Annotated in this window: 13 protein-coding genes and 1 tRNA gene; 7 read left to right on the top strand and 7 right to left on the bottom strand. The window is 73.5% G+C overall.

All coding sequences use genetic code 11. The annotated features are described in order from the left end of the window. Position 1: 1 nt before the first annotated feature. The 3 genes from ABIB16_RS04630 to ABIB16_RS04620 form a co-directional block, all read right to left on the bottom strand. Complete coding sequence (locus ABIB16_RS04630; protein ID WP_230278055.1) at positions 2-1,210, bottom strand: amidohydrolase; 1,209 nt, start codon at positions 1,208-1,210, stop codon at positions 2-4. A gap of 66 nt (positions 1,211-1,276) precedes the next feature. Further along, complete coding sequence (locus tag ABIB16_RS04625) at positions 1,277-2,536, bottom strand: cystathionine gamma-synthase (protein ID WP_354436072.1); 1,260 nt, start codon at positions 2,534-2,536, stop codon at positions 1,277-1,279. Positions 2,537-2,597: 61 nt separating this feature from the next. Next, on the bottom strand, positions 2,598-4,163 hold the full coding sequence (locus ABIB16_RS04620) for a pyridoxal-phosphate dependent enzyme (protein ID WP_036317690.1): 1,566 nt from the start codon (positions 4,161-4,163) through the stop codon (positions 2,598-2,600). Between the two features lie 162 nt (positions 4,164-4,325). On the opposite strand from ABIB16_RS04620, the gene ABIB16_RS04615 reads away from it, so the two are divergent. Together ABIB16_RS04615 and ABIB16_RS04610 are read left to right on the top strand one after the other, a co-directional pair. Continuing rightward, positions 4,326-5,354 carry a DNA-3-methyladenine glycosylase family protein gene (locus tag ABIB16_RS04615; RefSeq protein WP_163721103.1) on the top strand — a complete coding sequence of 343 codons (1,029 nt, stop codon included), beginning with the start codon at positions 4,326-4,328 and terminating at the stop codon, positions 5,352-5,354. Positions 5,355-5,559: 205 nt separating this feature from the next. Next, positions 5,560-6,024: a hypothetical protein gene (locus tag ABIB16_RS04610; RefSeq protein WP_041103583.1), complete on the top strand. Its 465-nt coding sequence runs from the start codon at positions 5,560-5,562 to the stop codon at positions 6,022-6,024. A 15-nt stretch (positions 6,025-6,039) separates the two neighbouring features. Here the strand turns inward: ABIB16_RS04610 and ABIB16_RS04605 are convergent, their stop codons facing one another. Then, positions 6,040-7,800, bottom strand: coding sequence for an AMP-binding protein (locus tag ABIB16_RS04605; protein WP_134416932.1), 1,761 nt, complete (start codon positions 7,798-7,800; stop codon positions 6,040-6,042). A gap of 220 nt (positions 7,801-8,020) precedes the next feature. Beyond that, positions 8,021-8,102 (bottom strand) — tRNA-Tyr (locus ABIB16_RS04600). 209 nt (positions 8,103-8,311) lie between these two features. Here ABIB16_RS04600 and ABIB16_RS04595 point away from each other — a divergent pair. Both ABIB16_RS04595 and ABIB16_RS04590 read left to right on the top strand, forming a co-directional pair. Further along, positions 8,312-8,800 carry a YajQ family cyclic di-GMP-binding protein gene (locus tag ABIB16_RS04595; protein ID WP_002856881.1) on the top strand — a complete coding sequence of 163 codons (489 nt, stop codon included), beginning with the start codon at positions 8,312-8,314 and terminating at the stop codon, positions 8,798-8,800. Positions 8,801-8,840: 40 nt separating this feature from the next. After that, positions 8,841-9,344: a hypothetical protein gene (locus ABIB16_RS04590; RefSeq protein ID WP_230278056.1), complete on the top strand. Its 504-nt coding sequence runs from the start codon at positions 8,841-8,843 to the stop codon at positions 9,342-9,344. A gap of 208 nt (positions 9,345-9,552) precedes the next feature. On the opposite strand, the gene ABIB16_RS04585 is transcribed toward ABIB16_RS04590, so the two are convergent. Beyond that, positions 9,553-10,848 (bottom strand): MFS transporter, encoded by a 1,296-nt coding sequence (locus ABIB16_RS04585; RefSeq protein ID WP_354436071.1) that lies wholly within the window; start codon positions 10,846-10,848, stop codon positions 9,553-9,555. Positions 10,849-10,889: 41 nt separating this feature from the next. After that, positions 10,890-12,308, bottom strand: coding sequence for an FAD-dependent oxidoreductase (locus ABIB16_RS04580; protein ID WP_354436070.1), 1,419 nt, complete (start codon positions 12,306-12,308; stop codon positions 10,890-10,892). Positions 12,309-12,450: 142 nt separating this feature from the next. Here ABIB16_RS04580 and rarD point away from each other — a divergent pair, with 142 nt between their 5' ends. From rarD to ABIB16_RS04565, 3 genes are read left to right on the top strand one after another with little or no spacing between them, the layout of a single operon-like run. Continuing rightward, positions 12,451-13,470, top strand: coding sequence for an EamA family transporter RarD (rarD, locus tag ABIB16_RS04575; RefSeq protein WP_144879465.1), 1,020 nt, complete (start codon positions 12,451-12,453; stop codon positions 13,468-13,470). Positions 13,471-13,479: 9 nt separating this feature from the next. Continuing rightward, positions 13,480-13,974 carry a hypothetical protein gene (locus tag ABIB16_RS04570; protein ID WP_144879418.1) on the top strand — a complete coding sequence of 165 codons (495 nt, stop codon included), beginning with the start codon at positions 13,480-13,482 and terminating at the stop codon, positions 13,972-13,974. Continuing rightward, complete coding sequence (locus ABIB16_RS04565) at positions 13,971-14,468, top strand: HIT family protein (RefSeq protein ID WP_144879416.1); 498 nt, start codon at positions 13,971-13,973, stop codon at positions 14,466-14,468. Before ABIB16_RS04570 ends, ABIB16_RS04565 begins: the two co-directional genes overlap by 4 nt. Positions 14,469-14,483: the final 15 nt, after the last annotated feature.

The following is a 14,483-nucleotide window of genomic DNA, read 5'->3' as shown; positions in this document are numbered from 1 at the left end:
CTCAGTCCTCTACGGGACGGGCGGAGGCGACGACGGGCCGGGCCGTGGCGACGTCGTACTCCATGACCTGACGGCCGCCGATCCACACGCGCAGGGCCCGCTGCATGACATCGAGTGGATCGCCGGACCAGAGCACCAGGTCGGCGTCCTTGCCCACCTCGAGGGAGCCGATGCGGTCGTCCAGCCCGAGCACGCGCGCGGGATGCAGGGTGATGGCGCGCAGGGCGGTCTCCCGGTCCAGGCCCTCCTTCACCGACAGCGCGGCCTGGTAGACGAGGAAGTCGATGGGCACCACCGGGTGGTCGGTGATGATGCTGATCTCGACGCCGGCCCGCGCCAGACGCCCCGGATTGCGCATCGAGCGGCCCCGCAGCTCCGGCTTGGACTTGGTGGTGAACAGCGGGCCGATCAGCACCGGCACGCCGCGGGCCGCGAGCTGGTCGGCCAGCGGGTGCGCCTCGGTGCCGTGGTCCAGGACGAGGTCGTAGCCGAACTCGTCGGCCAGGCGCAGGGCGGTGGCGACGTCGTCGGTGCGGTGGCAGTGCTGGCGCCAGGGGATCGTGCGCTCCAGGACGAGGGCGAGGGCGTCGAGGTGGGGGTCGCGGGTGAAGGGCTTGTCCTCGCGTTCGGCCTCCGCACGGCGGGCCATGTAGCCCTGCGCCCGCAGGAACGCCTCGCGGATCACGAGGGCGGTGCCCAGCCGCGTGGACGGCGTGCGGCCCTTCTCCTTGTAGACGTTCTTGGGGTTCTCGCCGAGGGCGGACTTCACGCCCGAGGGGCTGCGCAGCACCATCTCGTCCACGGTGCGTCCGTGGGTGTGCAGCGCCACCGCCTGGCCGCCGATCGGGTTGCCCGAGCCGGGGTTGACGTTCACGGTGGTCACCCCGCCGGCCAGGGCGTCCTTCCAGCCCGGCTCGTTCGGGTCGACGGCGTCGATCGCCCGCACCCCGGCCATCACTGGGTCCGTCATCTCGTTGACGTCCGCGGTCGCCCCGACCTCGCCCTCGGCGTGCATGCCGAGGTGGACGTGGGCGTCCACGAAGCCGGGCAGCAGCCAGCGGCCCTCGCAGTCCACGACGTCGGCGCCGTCGGGTGCCTGGACGTCGGGGCCGAGCGCGGTGATCCGGCCGTCCTCGACGAGCAGGGCGCCGTCGAACGGCTCGGCGGCGACGGGGACGACATGGGCGTTGACGAAGGCGGTGAGGGTCATGCCCGTCACACTACGCCGCCCCGTGCTCCCCACCCGTGCGCTAGACCTCTGGCGGACGTCAGCGGGTCAGAGGCTGTCCAGAGCCCGCTCCAGGTCCGCCACGAGGTCCTCGACGTCCTCGATGCCCACCGACAGGCGCAGCAGGTCGTCCGGGACGGCCAATTCCGTGCCGGCCACGGAGGCGTGGGTCATCTCCGCCGGGTAGTTCATCAGCGACTCGATGCCGCCCAGGGACTCGGCGAGCTGGAACAGGCGGGTCGACTCGGCCACGCGGCGGGCCGCCGCGGCGCCGCCGGACAGGCGCAGCGAGACCATGCCGCCGAAACCGCGCATCTGCCGCTGCGCGAGCTCGTGGCCGGGGTGGTCCGGCAGCCCCGGGTACAGCACCTGGGAGACCTCGGCGCGGCCGGTGAGCCACTCGGCGACGGCCTGGGCGTTGGCCTGGTGGCGGTCCATGCGCACGCCGAGCGTCTTGAGGCCGCGCGTGGTCAGGTACGCGTCCAGGGGCCCGTTCACGGCGCCCGCCGCGAACTGCTGGAACTTCACCTGCTCGGCGAGTGCGGCGTCCGGGATCACGAGCGCCCCGCCGATCACGTCCGAGTGGCCGCCGATGTACTTCGTGGTGGAGTGCACCACCACGTCCGCGCCCAGGGCGATCGGGGACTGCAGGTACGGCGTCGCGAAGGTGTTGTCCACCACGAGCAGGGCGCCGTGCGCGTGGGCCGCCTCGGCGACCGCGGCGACGTCGGAGATCTTCATCATCGGGTTCGACGGGGTCTCCAGCCACACCATGACCGGCCCCGCGGCGGCGGCGCGCTCGACGGCGGCGGCGACCTGCTCGGCGTCCCCCATGTCCACGACGACGTGCTCCACGCCCCACGGGGCGAGCACGCGGGAGATGAGGCGGTAGGAGCCGCCGTACACGTCGTTGCCGAGCACGATCGTCATGCCCGGCCGGCCCGCGCCCATGATCAGCGCGGTCTCCGCGGCCAGGCCGGAGGCGAACGTGAGGCCGGTGGCCCGGGGGGCGCCGGACTCGTCGACGCCGGCCTCGAGCGCGGCCAGCTGCTCCTGCAGCGCGTCCCGGGTGGGGTTGGTGCCGCGGCCGTAGTCGTAGCCGCGCCGCAGCTCGCCGACGGCCGTGGGCGCGTAGGTGCTCGAGAGGTGGATCGGCGGGACGACGGCGCCGAACACCTCGTCCAGGTGCTGGCCCGCGTGCACGGCGCGCGTGCCGAAGCCTCCCCCCTGGGGGTGGGCGGCGGCGTCTTCGGCGCCGGTGTCGGGGGTGGTGGCGTGCGGGTCCTCGTGGACGTTCTGCTCGGTCATCTCGGGAGCCTCCTCGGAGAGATCGGGTCGGGTGGGGCGGGCGCGGCCGGTGCGGCCGGCCTCAGGCGGTGACGTGGGCGAGGACGTCGTGCAGGGTGACGACGCCCTGGACGCGGCCGGCCTCGAGCACCAGCAGCACGGGGTCCTGGGCGAGGCGCCGGGCCACGGCGCGCAGCGGGGTGCGCGCCCCCAGGCAGGGCAGCACGGGGCCCATGACGTCGGCCACGGGGGTCTGCGCGGTGGCCCGCCCCTCAGCGAGGGCGTCCGCGAGCGCGGCGGAGGAGACGGTGCCGCGGACCTCGCCGATCCGCAGGTCGTGCCGGGGCTCGAGGATCACGGGCAGGGCGTCGACGCCGTACCGGTTCATGGTCGCCACGGCGTCCGCCACCGAGGTGGTCGGGGCCGCGGTGACGAGGGTGGGCACGGAGCCCGGGAACAGGTCGGCCTTCTCGGTCAGCAGCTCCCCCGCCGTCGCGGACCAGCGGTCGGCCTCGGCGGGGGCGCCCGCGCGGGTCGCCGGCTCGGCGTCGGCGTGCTCGAGCACCTCGACGGGCGTGCCGGCCCCGCCGGCGGCCCCCGTGGCGCCGTCGTCGTCCATCTGCGGGACCGCCGAGCGGGTGCGCCCGCGCGCCCACGCCGGCAGCACGGTCTCGCGGACGTCGTAGTCGAAGCCGCGCTCGTCCATCCACGGGTCGTTGAAGATCTTGGCGAGGTAGCCGCGGCCCGAGTCGGGCAGCACGATCACCATGACGTCCTCCGGGCCGAGCTCGCGGGCGGCGCGCAGGCCGGCGACGACGGCCAGACCGGAGGAGCCGCCCACGAGCAGGCCCTCCTCGGCGGCGAGGCGGCGGGTCATGGCCAGGGCCTCGGCGTCCTCGACGGCGATGACCTCGTCCGGGACCGCGGGGTCGTAGTTGTCCACCCACATGTCCTCGCCGACACCCTCGACGAAGTAGGGCCGGCCGGCGCCGCCGGAGTACACCGAGCCGCTGGGGTCCGCGCCGATCACGCGGACCGGACCGGACGGGCGGTCCGCCGAGACCTCCTTGAGGTAGCGGCCGGTGCCCGTGATGGTGCCGCCCGTGCCGGCGCCCATCACGACGTGGGTGACGCGGCCGGCCGTGTCCTCCCAGATCTCGGGGCCGGTGGTCTCGTAGTGGGAGGCCGGGGCGGCGGGGTTGAAGAACTGGTTGGGCTGATAGGCCCCGGGGATCTCCCGCACGAGGCGGTCGGCGACCCCGTAGTAGGACTCCTCGGACGTCGGGTCCACGGCGGTGGGCGTGACGACGAGCTCGGCGCCGTACGCGCTGAGCACGTCCCGCTTCTCCTGACCCACCTTGTCCGGGGTGACGAACACGGTGCGGTAGCCCTTGAGCTGCGAGACCAGGGCCAGCCCCACGCCCGTGTTGCCCGAGGTGGGCTCCACGACGGTGCCGCCCGGGCCGAGCAGGCCCTCGCGCTCGGCCTCCTCGATCATCTTCAGCGCGATGCGGTCCTTCACGGAGCCGCCGGGGTTCAGGTACTCGACCTTCACCAGGACGGTGGCCTCGATGCCCTCCGTCACGGAGTGCAGCTTCACGAGCGGGGTGTGCCCGATCAGCTCGAGGACGTTCTCGGCGTACTGCATGGGCTGCGCAGGGGTGGGCGCGGGGGTCTTTTCACTCACGCACCCCACGCTACGCCAGGGGCCGGACGCCGAAGGAGGGCTCCGGACACGCGGGGCAACGCCCGGCGTGCGCGCCGTCACGGCCGACGTCGTCCTGTCCGGGCCCGGGTGTACGGTGCGGGCATGACCGCCCCGGACGCCGAGCGCCGCGTGCGCGTGCCCGTCCCCGTGGACGTCGCGCTCACCCTGCGCCCCCTGCAGCGCGGTGCGGCCGACCCCACGGTCCGCGCCACACCGCAGGGCGTCTGGCTCACTCTGCGCTCCCCCGCCCCGGACGTGGCGTCGGGCGGCCCGGGCCGGCCGACGTCGTTGCTGGTCTCCGGCGTCCGGGAGGCCGCAGGGGGCGGCACCGCGGTGACGGCCCGCGCGTGGGGCGCGGGCGCGAGCGCCGCCGTCGCCGGCGTGGAACGCCTGCTCGGCCTGCACGACGACGGCTGGGACGCCTTCGACGCCCTGCTGCGGCCGGACTCCGGCGCGCCCGCGCTGCCGCCGCACGTGCGCGAGGCGCGGCGGATGCGGGCCGGGCTGCGGCTGCCAGCGGCGGGCGCGCTGTCCCGGCAGCTGCTCACCGCCGTGCTCGAGCAGAAGGTCACCCACGACCAGGCGCGGCACGGCTGGCGCACCCTCGTGCGGCTGGCCGCCCGGATCGACGACGACGGGCCCGCCCCCGGCCCGGTGCCGCCGGGGATGCTGCCGCCGCCGACCCCGGCCGCCGTCCTGCGGATCCCCTCGTGGGACTGGCATGCGCGGGCCCGGGTGCAGCCCTCCCAGTCGCGGACCATGCTGGAGGTCGCCCGGCGGGCCGCGAGCATCGACCGGCTCGGCGACGCGGTCGCCCCCGGGGACACGGCCGGGGTGGCCGCGCTGGCCCGGCGCCTGGAGTCGGTGCCCGGGATCGGGCCGTGGACCACGGCCGAGGCGCTGCAGCGCAGCCACGGGGCGGCGGACCTCGTCTCCGTGGGCGACTACCACCTGGCGCAGTACGTGGGGCAGGTCCTCACGGGACGCCGGACCGACGACGCCGGGATGCTCCGCCTGCTCGCGCCATGGGCCGGGCACCGGCAGCGGGTGGTGCGGATGATCGGGCTCTCCGGAGAGCGCAAGCAGGCGTTCGGGCCCAAGCTCGCCCCGGCCGACCACCGCGCCCACTGACGCGACGCCGGGCCGGCCGAGGCCGTGCCGGCGCGTCCGCGCGACCCCTCCGCTCCTGCACAGGCCGCTGCTCCCGGCGTGTCCTCCCCAGCCCCGGCCGGGTCCGGCCGGCCGCCCGCCCCGGGTTCCTAGCGTGGGCGATGCCGCTCCGACCGGTGCGGCGCCGCCGGGACCCTGATGAGTCCCCACCCGGGAGGAGACCGCCATGACCACCGCCTTCGAGCCCCGCCCGCACACCGCCGCCGCCCCGCGCGAACCCGACCCGCACGGCCCCGGCACGCCCGGCTCCCTGCGTCCGGGCGAGCGCGGCTCCGTGCTCATCGTGACCCGCCACCCCGACCCGGACGAGGCCATGCGGCACGCGATGGCCTGGATCACCGCCTTCGAGGAGGACTGCGGCCTCGTGCTGGACACGGACGAGACCGCGCTCTACGCCGTCGGCCGAGCGGGCGACCTGGGTGAAGCCCTGCGTCGCGGCCCCCTGGTCCACGAGGACGGCAGCCCCGCCGACACCTCCGCGTTCGTGGACGCGGTGCTCGCGGACGGCACGTGGCGCCTGCGCGACGCCGACCCGCGGGCGTGGTCGACCACGTACCGTGCCACGATCCTGGGCGCCGCCCCCGAGGCGGTCTGCACCATCTGGGACGTGTTCCCGCTGCCCGCCGCCTGAGGGTGACGGTCGTCGTCAGCCCGCACCCTGGGCGTGGGCCTGGGCCTGGGCCTGGACGACCTTCGCGCCCTCTTCGCGCAGCTCGACCTTGCGGACCTTGCCGGAGACGGTCATGGGGAAGGCGTCGAGCACGCGGACGTAGGCCGGGATCTTGAAGTGCGCGATCCGGCCCGTGGCGAACTCGCGGACGGCGTCCACGGTGAGCGGCTCGACGCCGTCCTTCATGATCACGCAGGCCATGAGCTGCTCGCCGTACTTCTCGTCCGGCACGCCCACCACCTGGACGTCCTGGATGTCCGGGTGGGTGTAGAGGAACTCCTCCACCTCGCGCGGGGAGATGTTCTCGCCGCCGCGGATCACGAGGTCCTTGATGCGGCCCTCGATGCGCACGGAGCCGTCCTCGTCCATGGAGGCGAGGTCGCCGGAGTGCATCCAGCCGTCGGCGTCCAGCACCTCGGCGGTCTTCTCGGGGGCGTCCCAGTAGCCGAGCATCACGGAGTAGCCGCGGGTGCACAGCTCGCCCGTGGCCCCGCGCGGGACGACCTCACCGGTGGCGGGGTCCACGATCTTCGTCTCCACGTGGGGCATGGTGCGGCCGACGGTCTGGGTGCGCACCTCCAGGGAGTCGTCGCGGCGGGTCATGGTGGACACGGGCGCGGTCTCCGTCATGCCGTAGCAGATGGCGACCTCGGACATGTGGAACCGGTCGATGACCTTCTTCATCACCTCGACGGGGCACGTGGAGCCGGCCATCACGCCGGTGCGCAGCGTCGTCAGGTCCAGCTCGTCCGCCTCGGGCCGGGCGAGCATGGCGATGAACATCGCCGGCACGCCGTACAGGCTCGTCGCGCCGGTGGCGGCCACGGCCCGCAGCGCCGAGACCGGCTCGAAGCTGCGCGCCGGGATGACGGCGAGCGAGCCATGGGAGACGGTGGCGATCACGCCGATCACCATGCCGAAGCAGTGGAAGAACGGCACCGGGATCACCACGGTGTCCTCCTCCGTGTAGCCCAGCAGCTCGCCGATGTGGAAGCCGTTGTTCAGCACGTTGCGATGCGTCAGCGTGACGCCCTTGGGGAAGCCGGTGGTGCCCGAGGTGTACTGCAGGTTCACGGGGTCCGCCGGCCGGGTGGCGGCCTCGCGCGCGGCCAGGTCCTCGTCCGAGACCCGCGCGGCCCCGGCCAGGAAGGCGGCCCACGTGCCCTCGGCCACGGGATCGGCGGCGTGCCGGCCGGCCACGTCACCGTCCTGCACGTGGGCGTAGGCGTCCTCGCCGCTCCCGGCCGGCAGCATGATCAGCTGCCGCAGGTGCGGCGCCGACTCACGGGTCACGGCCCGCGCGGTGGCGGGCGGGTCCATGCGTGCGTCCGCGCAGGCCACCACCAGCCCGCGCATGTCGCACTGCTCGACCACGTACGTCAGCTCGTGGGCGCGGTACGCCGGGTTGAGGTTCACGAGGATGACGCCGGCGCGTGCCGCGCCGTAGAGCAGCGAGACCCACTCGGCGACGTTGGGGCTCCACATCCCGATCCGGTCCCCCGCCTCGTAGCCCGCAGCCATGAGCGCCTTGGCCACCGTCACGGACTCCTCCCGCAGCTGCCCGTAGGTCCAGGTGCGTCCGGTGGCAGGGTCCCCGTCCGGTCCACACTCCAGGAGGGCAGCGCGGTCGGCGAACCGGCGGGCGGTGTCGTCGAGGTTCTGGGCCAGGGTCTGCTCGAGCAGCTCGACGTCGGTCGGTCCCTGGGTGAAGGACTCGGGGGCGGTGGACTCGGTCATCGGGCGCTCCTCGCGGACGGTCGGGCGACGCCGCACGGCGTCACGATGCACGGCCGTGCCGCCGCCGGACCGCGGAGGGCATCGGGTGTGACACGGACCACAGGCAGGCTACGTCGCCTGGCGGGAGGCCGCCACCTCCCGGGGCGGGGACGCGGGGTGTGCCACGGCCCCGGACGGCAGAAGACCCCGGGACCGTACGGTCCCGGGGTCTTCGTTCCGGTGGCAGATACTGGATTCGAACCAGTGAAGGCAGTGCCAGCTGATTTACAGTCAGCCCCCTTTGGCCGCTCGGGAAATCTGCCCTGCCACCCGGCGGCTGCCGGACGTCTCGAGGACGACCGCACCGGTCGGGCGAGAGTCCACTGTACAGCATCTCCGCGCCACGCCGCCAATCGGCCCGGGACCGCGTCCGTCGTCCCCGGTAGGCTGGCCCGCAGAGCGCTCCGCGCGGCCCCGCAGTGGCCGTCGACGACGGGCGCGCCCCGTCCGCAGACCCTGAAGGAGAGCACCCGTGGCCAGCGATTCCACGTTCGACGTCGTCAGCAAGGTGGACAGCCAGGAGGTGTCCAACGCCCTGAACCAGGCGCAGAAGGAGATCGCCCAGCGCTACGACTTCAAGGGCGTCGGCGCCGAGATCGACTTCTCCGGCGAGAAGATCCTCATGAAGGCCTCCTCCGAGGAGCGCGTCAAGGCCGTCAAGGACGTGTTCGAGTCCAAGCTCGTCAAGCGCGGCATCTCCCTCAAGTCCCTCGACGCCGGCGCCCCGTTCGCCTCCGGCAAGGAGTACCGCATCGAGGCGACCATGAAGGAGGGCATCGACCAGCCCACCGCGAAGAAGATCACCAAGCTGATCCGCGACGAGGGCCCCAAGTCCGTCAAGGCCCAGATCCAGGGGGACGAGCTGCGCGTGTCCTCCAAGTCCCGCGACGACCTGCAGTCGGTCATCGCGATGCTCAAGGACTTCGAGGACGCGGACCTGCAGTTCGTGAACTTCCGCTGATCCGCACGCCGTCTCCCCTCCGATCCCACCAGGAGTCCCCATGCTGTACCTGATCGACCCTCGCGGGGCCGTGTGGTCCGCCGACACCACGATCGGCCGGGCGCGGGCCCGGGCCCGCGTGGACGGCCGCCCGGTCGACGACCTGAAGTTCGCCAAGGCCGCCATGCTCCTGACCTTCGACGACCATGTGGACCTCGCGCTGCGCCACGGCGTCGCCGCCCCGCGCGGCCTCCTCCTCGACCACGGGTTCGTGGCCCAGGTGCTCGCCCCCGCGAACCTGAAGGCCCAGCGCGCCAACCAGGACGCGATCGCCGAGCAGCTCGCGGCGGTGGAGCGTCGCACGGAGGACGCTGGATCGCTGCGCGCCCACCGGCACGCGGCCGTCTACGAGGGCGCGGACCAGAGTCTGGCGCGCCGCATCAAGAAGGCGGAGGAGGCGGCCCGCGAGACGCTCCAGGCAGCCCCGGACGAGGACCTCGTCCGCCACTGGACGCGCCTGGGTGGCACGGTGCCGGCCACGCTCCAGGCCGACCGCGACCGCTGACCCGCCGGCCGCCGTCGTCGTGGAGGCTCCCGCGGAGGGCGGCTCAGGCCGCCGCGAGCCAGACGTTTCGGCGGTCTCGCGGCCCGATCTGCAGCAGAATCATCTGGCTCACGGGCAGAAACGTCGGGCTCGGCGCTCCCTGGTGATCCTCGGCGCTCGCTGGCTCACAGCGTCCCGCCACGCACTCACCACGGAACCCCGCGCCCGCTCAGGGCGTGGGGTTCCGTGCGTCGTAGCGCAGGAAGCCGGGCTGCCACCGCATCAGCGCGCTCACGCCGAGCATGCACAGCACACCGCCGGCCAGCAGAGTCGGCCCCTCCCCCAGGCCCACGGACACACCGCCGGTGATCAACTCGCCCAGGCGCGGCCCGCCCGCCACCACGACGACGAACACGCCCTGCAGCCGGCCGCGCAGGTGGTCCGGGGTCGCGGACTGCAGGATCGAGCCGCGGAAGACGCCGGAGAGCGAGTCCGCGGCCCCGCCCACCGCCATGCACAGCGCGGCGAGGGCGAACGCGAGCGTGAGGCGGGGATCGCCGTCGGGCAGGGACTGCGCCCACCACACCACGCCGCCGAACGCGGCCACCGCCGCGCCCCACACGAGGATCGAGACGTACACGCCCCAGCCCTGCGCATGCAGGCGTGTGAACGGGGCGGAGAACAGTCCCGCGAGGAACGCGCCCGCCGCCATCGCGGCCAGCAGCACGCCGACGGCGGCCTCACCGCCGCCGAGCACCACGGCGCCGATGGCGGGCAGCAGGGCGCGCGGGAACGCCGTCGTCATGGCCACGATGTCCGCGAGGAAGGTCATCCGCAGGTTCGGTCGCGAGCCGAGGAAGCGCAGGCCCTCGACCACCGAGGCCAGGCCCCCGCGCGTCCCCGAGGCGGCCGCGACCTCGCCCCGCTGCGGCGGCAGGGACGGCAGCCGCCACACGGCGTACAGGGCGGCGAGGAAGGTGACGACGTCGATCGAGTAGGTCCACGCGTAGCCGACCGCCGCCACGAGCACGCCGCCCAGCATGGGGCCGACCATCAGGGCCACCGAGAACGTCATCATGTTCAGCGCGTTCGCCGCCGGCACGAGCGGCAGGCCCACGAGCGCGGGGATGATCGCGCCGCGGGTGGGCTGGTTGATGCCGGACGCGCCGGAGTGCAGGGCCACGAGGGCGTACAGCACCGACACCGACTCGAGCCCGGCCCAGGCCTGCGCGGCGATGCCGACCGTGGTCAGCCACATGACGGCCGACGAGGTCAGCGCGACACGGCGGCGGTCGTGCCGGTCCGCGATCGCGCCGCCGTACAGGCCCGCGACCACGAGGGGCACGAGCGCGGCGAGGCCGAGCAGGCCCACCGCGAACGACGAGCCGGTCAGGGCGAACACCTCGAGGGACACCGCCACGAGCGTGAGCTGCGTGCCCACGTACGAGAGCGTGTTGCCGAGCCACAGCCGCCGGTAGGCGGGTGAGACCCGCAGCGGGGTGATGTCGACGAGGAGGCGGGCCACCCCGGAAGCCTAGCGCCGGGGCGGCCAGGGCCCGCCCCGGATCAGACGGACGGGACGGACCCCCCGTCGCGGGAGATGCGGGTCATCTCCTCCCGGTCCACGACCTTCACCCGCTCCCGCGCCACCGGACCGGCCTCCGTCGCCTGCGCACCCAAGGACTTCTCGTGGTCATCCAGAGCATGCCAGCCGGCCCACGTGGTGTACGGCACCTCACGGGACTCGAGCAGCTCGATCACGGACTCCTCGGAGGGCTCCTGGGCCGTCCACAGCCCCGGCTCGTCCTCGATCAGATGCTTGATCGTCTCCAGGGAGTCACCCTTGGTGTGCCCGATCAGGCCCACCGGGCCCCGCTTGATCCACCCCGAGGCGTACAGCCCCGGCACCGGGGCGCCGTCCGCGTCCAGCACCCGGCCCTGCGCGTTCGGGATCACCCCGCGCACCTCATCGAACTCCACCCCCTCCACGGGCGAACCGAAATACCCCACGGCCCGGTACACCGCCTGCACCGGATAGTCCACGGTCTCCCCCGTCGGACGGACCCCACCGGAACCGTCCAACTCCATCCGACGCATCCGCAGACCGTCCACCCGGCCGTCCCCGTCCTCGTCCAGGAACTCCTCGGGGGCCTGCAGGAAATGCAGGTGCAGCCGACGGGAAGCGCTCTGCTGACGGTCCTCCTGCTCCATGAGCCAGTTCGTCAACGTGCCCACCATGGTGCGGACCTGGTTGTTCTCCTCGATCGCCTGCTCCGAGGCCTCATCGAAGTCGAAGTCCTCCTCGTACAGCACGATGTCCACATCCCGGGAATGCGCCAGCTCCCGCAGCTCCAGCGGGGTGAACTTCACCTGCGCCGGCCCGCGCCGACCGAACACGTGCACGTCCGTGACCGGGGAGGCGGCCAGGTCCCGGTACACGTTGTCCGGGATCTCGGTGGGCAACAGGTCCTCGGCATGCTTGGACAGGATCCGGGCCACATCCAGGGCCACGTTCCCGTTGCCGATCACCGCCACCTGCGTGGCCTCCAACGGCCAGTGCCGCGGCACATCCGGGTGCCCGTCATACCAGGACGCGAAATCCGCGCCACCGAACGAGCCGGCCAACTCCACCCCGGGCACGTCCAGGGCCGCGTCCCGCACCGCACCGGTGGAGAACACGATCGCGTCGTAATGCCGACGCAGATCCGCCAGGCTCAGGTCCGTGCCGTAGTCCACGTTGCCCAGGAAACGGATGTCCCCGCGGTCCATGACCTTGTGCAGGGCGGTCACGATCCCCTTGATACGCGGATGGTCCGGGGCCACCCCGTAGCGGATCAGACCGAACGGGGCCGGGTACCGGTCGAACAGGTCGATGCTGACAGGGAAGTCCCGTTCCTCCTTGGTCAGGATGTCCGCCGTGTACACCCCGGCGGGTCCGGCACCGATGATGGCGATGCGCAACGGGCGGTCAGGGCGAACGGTCACGGCGGGTGGGTCCTTTTCGACGACGGCGGGGCACGCCGGCGGAGCGCGGGGCAAGGCCCGGCACCGGCGCGCGGGATCGACCCCCCAGTCTACCGCCGTGACCGGGAGGAACCTGGGTGAGAGTGCTCACCCGGACCGTACAGTGGTCCGCGTGAGCCCCTCCTCCCCCTCTGCCCGGCCCGGCGTGACCCCCGACGGCGCCGCCCCCGACACCGGTGCCCTGCCCACCGTCTCGCCCGCCCCGGCCGACGACCCGCGGGGGCTGGCCCTCGGCTTCACCGCCTACTTCGTGTGGGGCCTGCTGCCGCTCTACATGGCGATGCTCGCACCTGCCGGGGCCCTGGAGATCGTGGTGGTGCGCATCGGGTTCGCCCTGATCTTCTGCCTCGTGCTGCTCGGCCTCATGCGCCGCCTGGGCGAGCTGGGGACGGCGCTGGCCACGCCCGGCCGCTGGGGCACCACGGGTCTGGCCGCCGGGATCATCGCGGTGAACTGGCTGCTGTACGCGGTCTCGGTCACCACGGGCAACGTGCTCCAGGCCTCGCTGGGCTACTTCATGAACCCGCTGGTGAATGTCCTGCTCGGCGTGCTCTTCCTCGGGGAGCGGCTGCGGCGGGGCCAGTGGGTGGCCGTCGGGATCGCGGTGGCCGCCGTCGTCGTCATGTCCGCGGCGATGGGGCAGGTGCCGTGGATCGCGCTCGGGCTGGCCACCTCGTTCGGGCTCTACGGCTTCGTGAAGAAGCGCTTCCCCTCCCCCGTGCACGCAGTGACCGCGATGACCGCCGAGACCGTGGTGCTGATCCCCGTGTTCGTGGTGGGCAGCGTGCTGCTGGCGCAGGCCGGGCTGCTCACCACGGTCACCGAGGGGCCCGGCCACTTCTGGCTCATGGCCGGGCTCGGCGTGCTCACCGCCGTGCCGCTCATCCTGTTCTCGGCGGCGGCCCGCTCCCTCACGCTGACCACGCTCGGGATGCTGCAGTACACGGCGCCCATCCTGCAGTTCCTCGTGGCGGTCACGGTGCTCGGCGAGCAGATGCCCGCGGCCCGCTGGGCGGGCTTCGGGCTGATCTGGCTGTCCCTGGCGGTGTTCACCGTGGACCAGCTGAACGCCTCCCGCCTGCAGCGTCGGGCGGTCCGGGCCGGGCAGGGCGCGCACGCCTAGACTGACGACATGCCCGCCAAGCCCCCCGCCCCCGTGTACCTCCCGGCCTTCCAGCGGCTCGTCCCGGACCTGTTGGGCGACGCCTGGGCCGAGGACGACGGCCTCTCCCCGGCCGACGTCGACGCCCGGCTGGCCCAGTCCCCCGCGGCGGAGCAGCTCGGCGCCGGACTCACGATCCCGGCCGCCCTGCGTGAGTTCTACCTCGCCCTGGGCAACTGCGGCGACCTCATGGAGACGGACCACTACGTGTGGGACCCCGAGGACCTCGAGGTGCGGGACGGCTTCCTCATGTTCCTGGAGGACGCGGACGAGACGGTCGTGTGGGGCCTGCCGGTGGACAACCTGGCGTTGCCGGACCCGCTGGTGTGGCGGCGCTCCGCCGGTGCCGACGCGCCCGAGGGCGAGTGGCAGGACGAGGGCGGCACCTTCAGCGAGTTCCTGACGGACCTGCTCGCGTGGACCTTCGAGGACCCCGAGGACGACGGCGAGGGGCGGGACCGGTGACCGCGCCCGCCTCGGTCTCCCACGCCCCGGACGGCTACGTCTGCCCGTTCTGCGGGCTCGTGGCCGGCGACGTCTCCGACCCGGGCAACCGCTGCGAGCTCGGGGACACCGTCTACCAGGACGAGGACCTGCTCGTGCTGATCGCCGTGGACGGGTTCGGCGACCACGAGGGCCACGCCATGGTCTGCCCGGCCGAGCACTACGAGAACCTTTACGACCTGCCCCCGCGCGTGCTGCAGCGCATCGCGCTGATGGCCCAGCAGGTGGCGCTGGCCATGAAGCGCGCGTGGGCCCCGGAGGGGGTCTCCACACGCCAGCACAACGAGCCCGCCGGCAACCAGCACGTGTGGCACTACCACCTGCACGTGTTCCCCCGCTTCGAGGGGGACATGCTCTACCGGCAGCTGCGCCACCCGGTGGCCCCGGAGGTCCGCGCCGGCAAGGCGCGGGAGCTCGCGGCCGCGCTGGACCCCGCCCCGACCCGCCTGGACTGAGCGGCCTCCCCGGAT

Source organism: Micrococcus sp. UYEF5 (genome assembly GCF_040546065.1).
Classification (GTDB): Bacteria; Actinomycetota; Actinomycetes; order Actinomycetales; family Micrococcaceae; genus Micrococcus; species Micrococcus luteus.
This window is presented reverse-complemented; position numbering and strand designations above follow the sequence as displayed.

Coding starts and splice junctions, on each gene's coding strand:
- ABIB16_RS04630 (WP_230278055.1), bottom strand. CDS start 1,210: ATGACCCTCACCGCCTTCGTCAACGCCCATGTCGTCCCCGTCGCCGCC.
- ABIB16_RS04625 (WP_354436072.1), bottom strand. CDS start 2,536: ATGACCGAGCAGAACGTCCACGAGGACCCGCACGCCACCACCCCCGAC.
- ABIB16_RS04620 (WP_036317690.1), bottom strand. CDS start 4,163: ATGCAGTACGCCGAGAACGTCCTCGAGCTGATCGGGCACACCCCGCTC.
- ABIB16_RS04615 (WP_163721103.1), top strand. CDS start 4,326: ATGACCGCCCCGGACGCCGAGCGCCGCGTGCGCGTGCCCGTCCCCGTG.
- ABIB16_RS04610 (WP_041103583.1), top strand. CDS start 5,560: ATGACCACCGCCTTCGAGCCCCGCCCGCACACCGCCGCCGCCCCGCGC.
- ABIB16_RS04605 (WP_134416932.1), bottom strand. CDS start 7,800: ATGACCGAGTCCACCGCCCCCGAGTCCTTCACCCAGGGACCGACCGAC.
- ABIB16_RS04590 (WP_230278056.1), top strand. CDS start 8,841: ATGCTGTACCTGATCGACCCTCGCGGGGCCGTGTGGTCCGCCGACACC.
- ABIB16_RS04570 (WP_144879418.1), top strand. CDS start 13,480: ATGCCCGCCAAGCCCCCCGCCCCCGTGTACCTCCCGGCCTTCCAGCGG.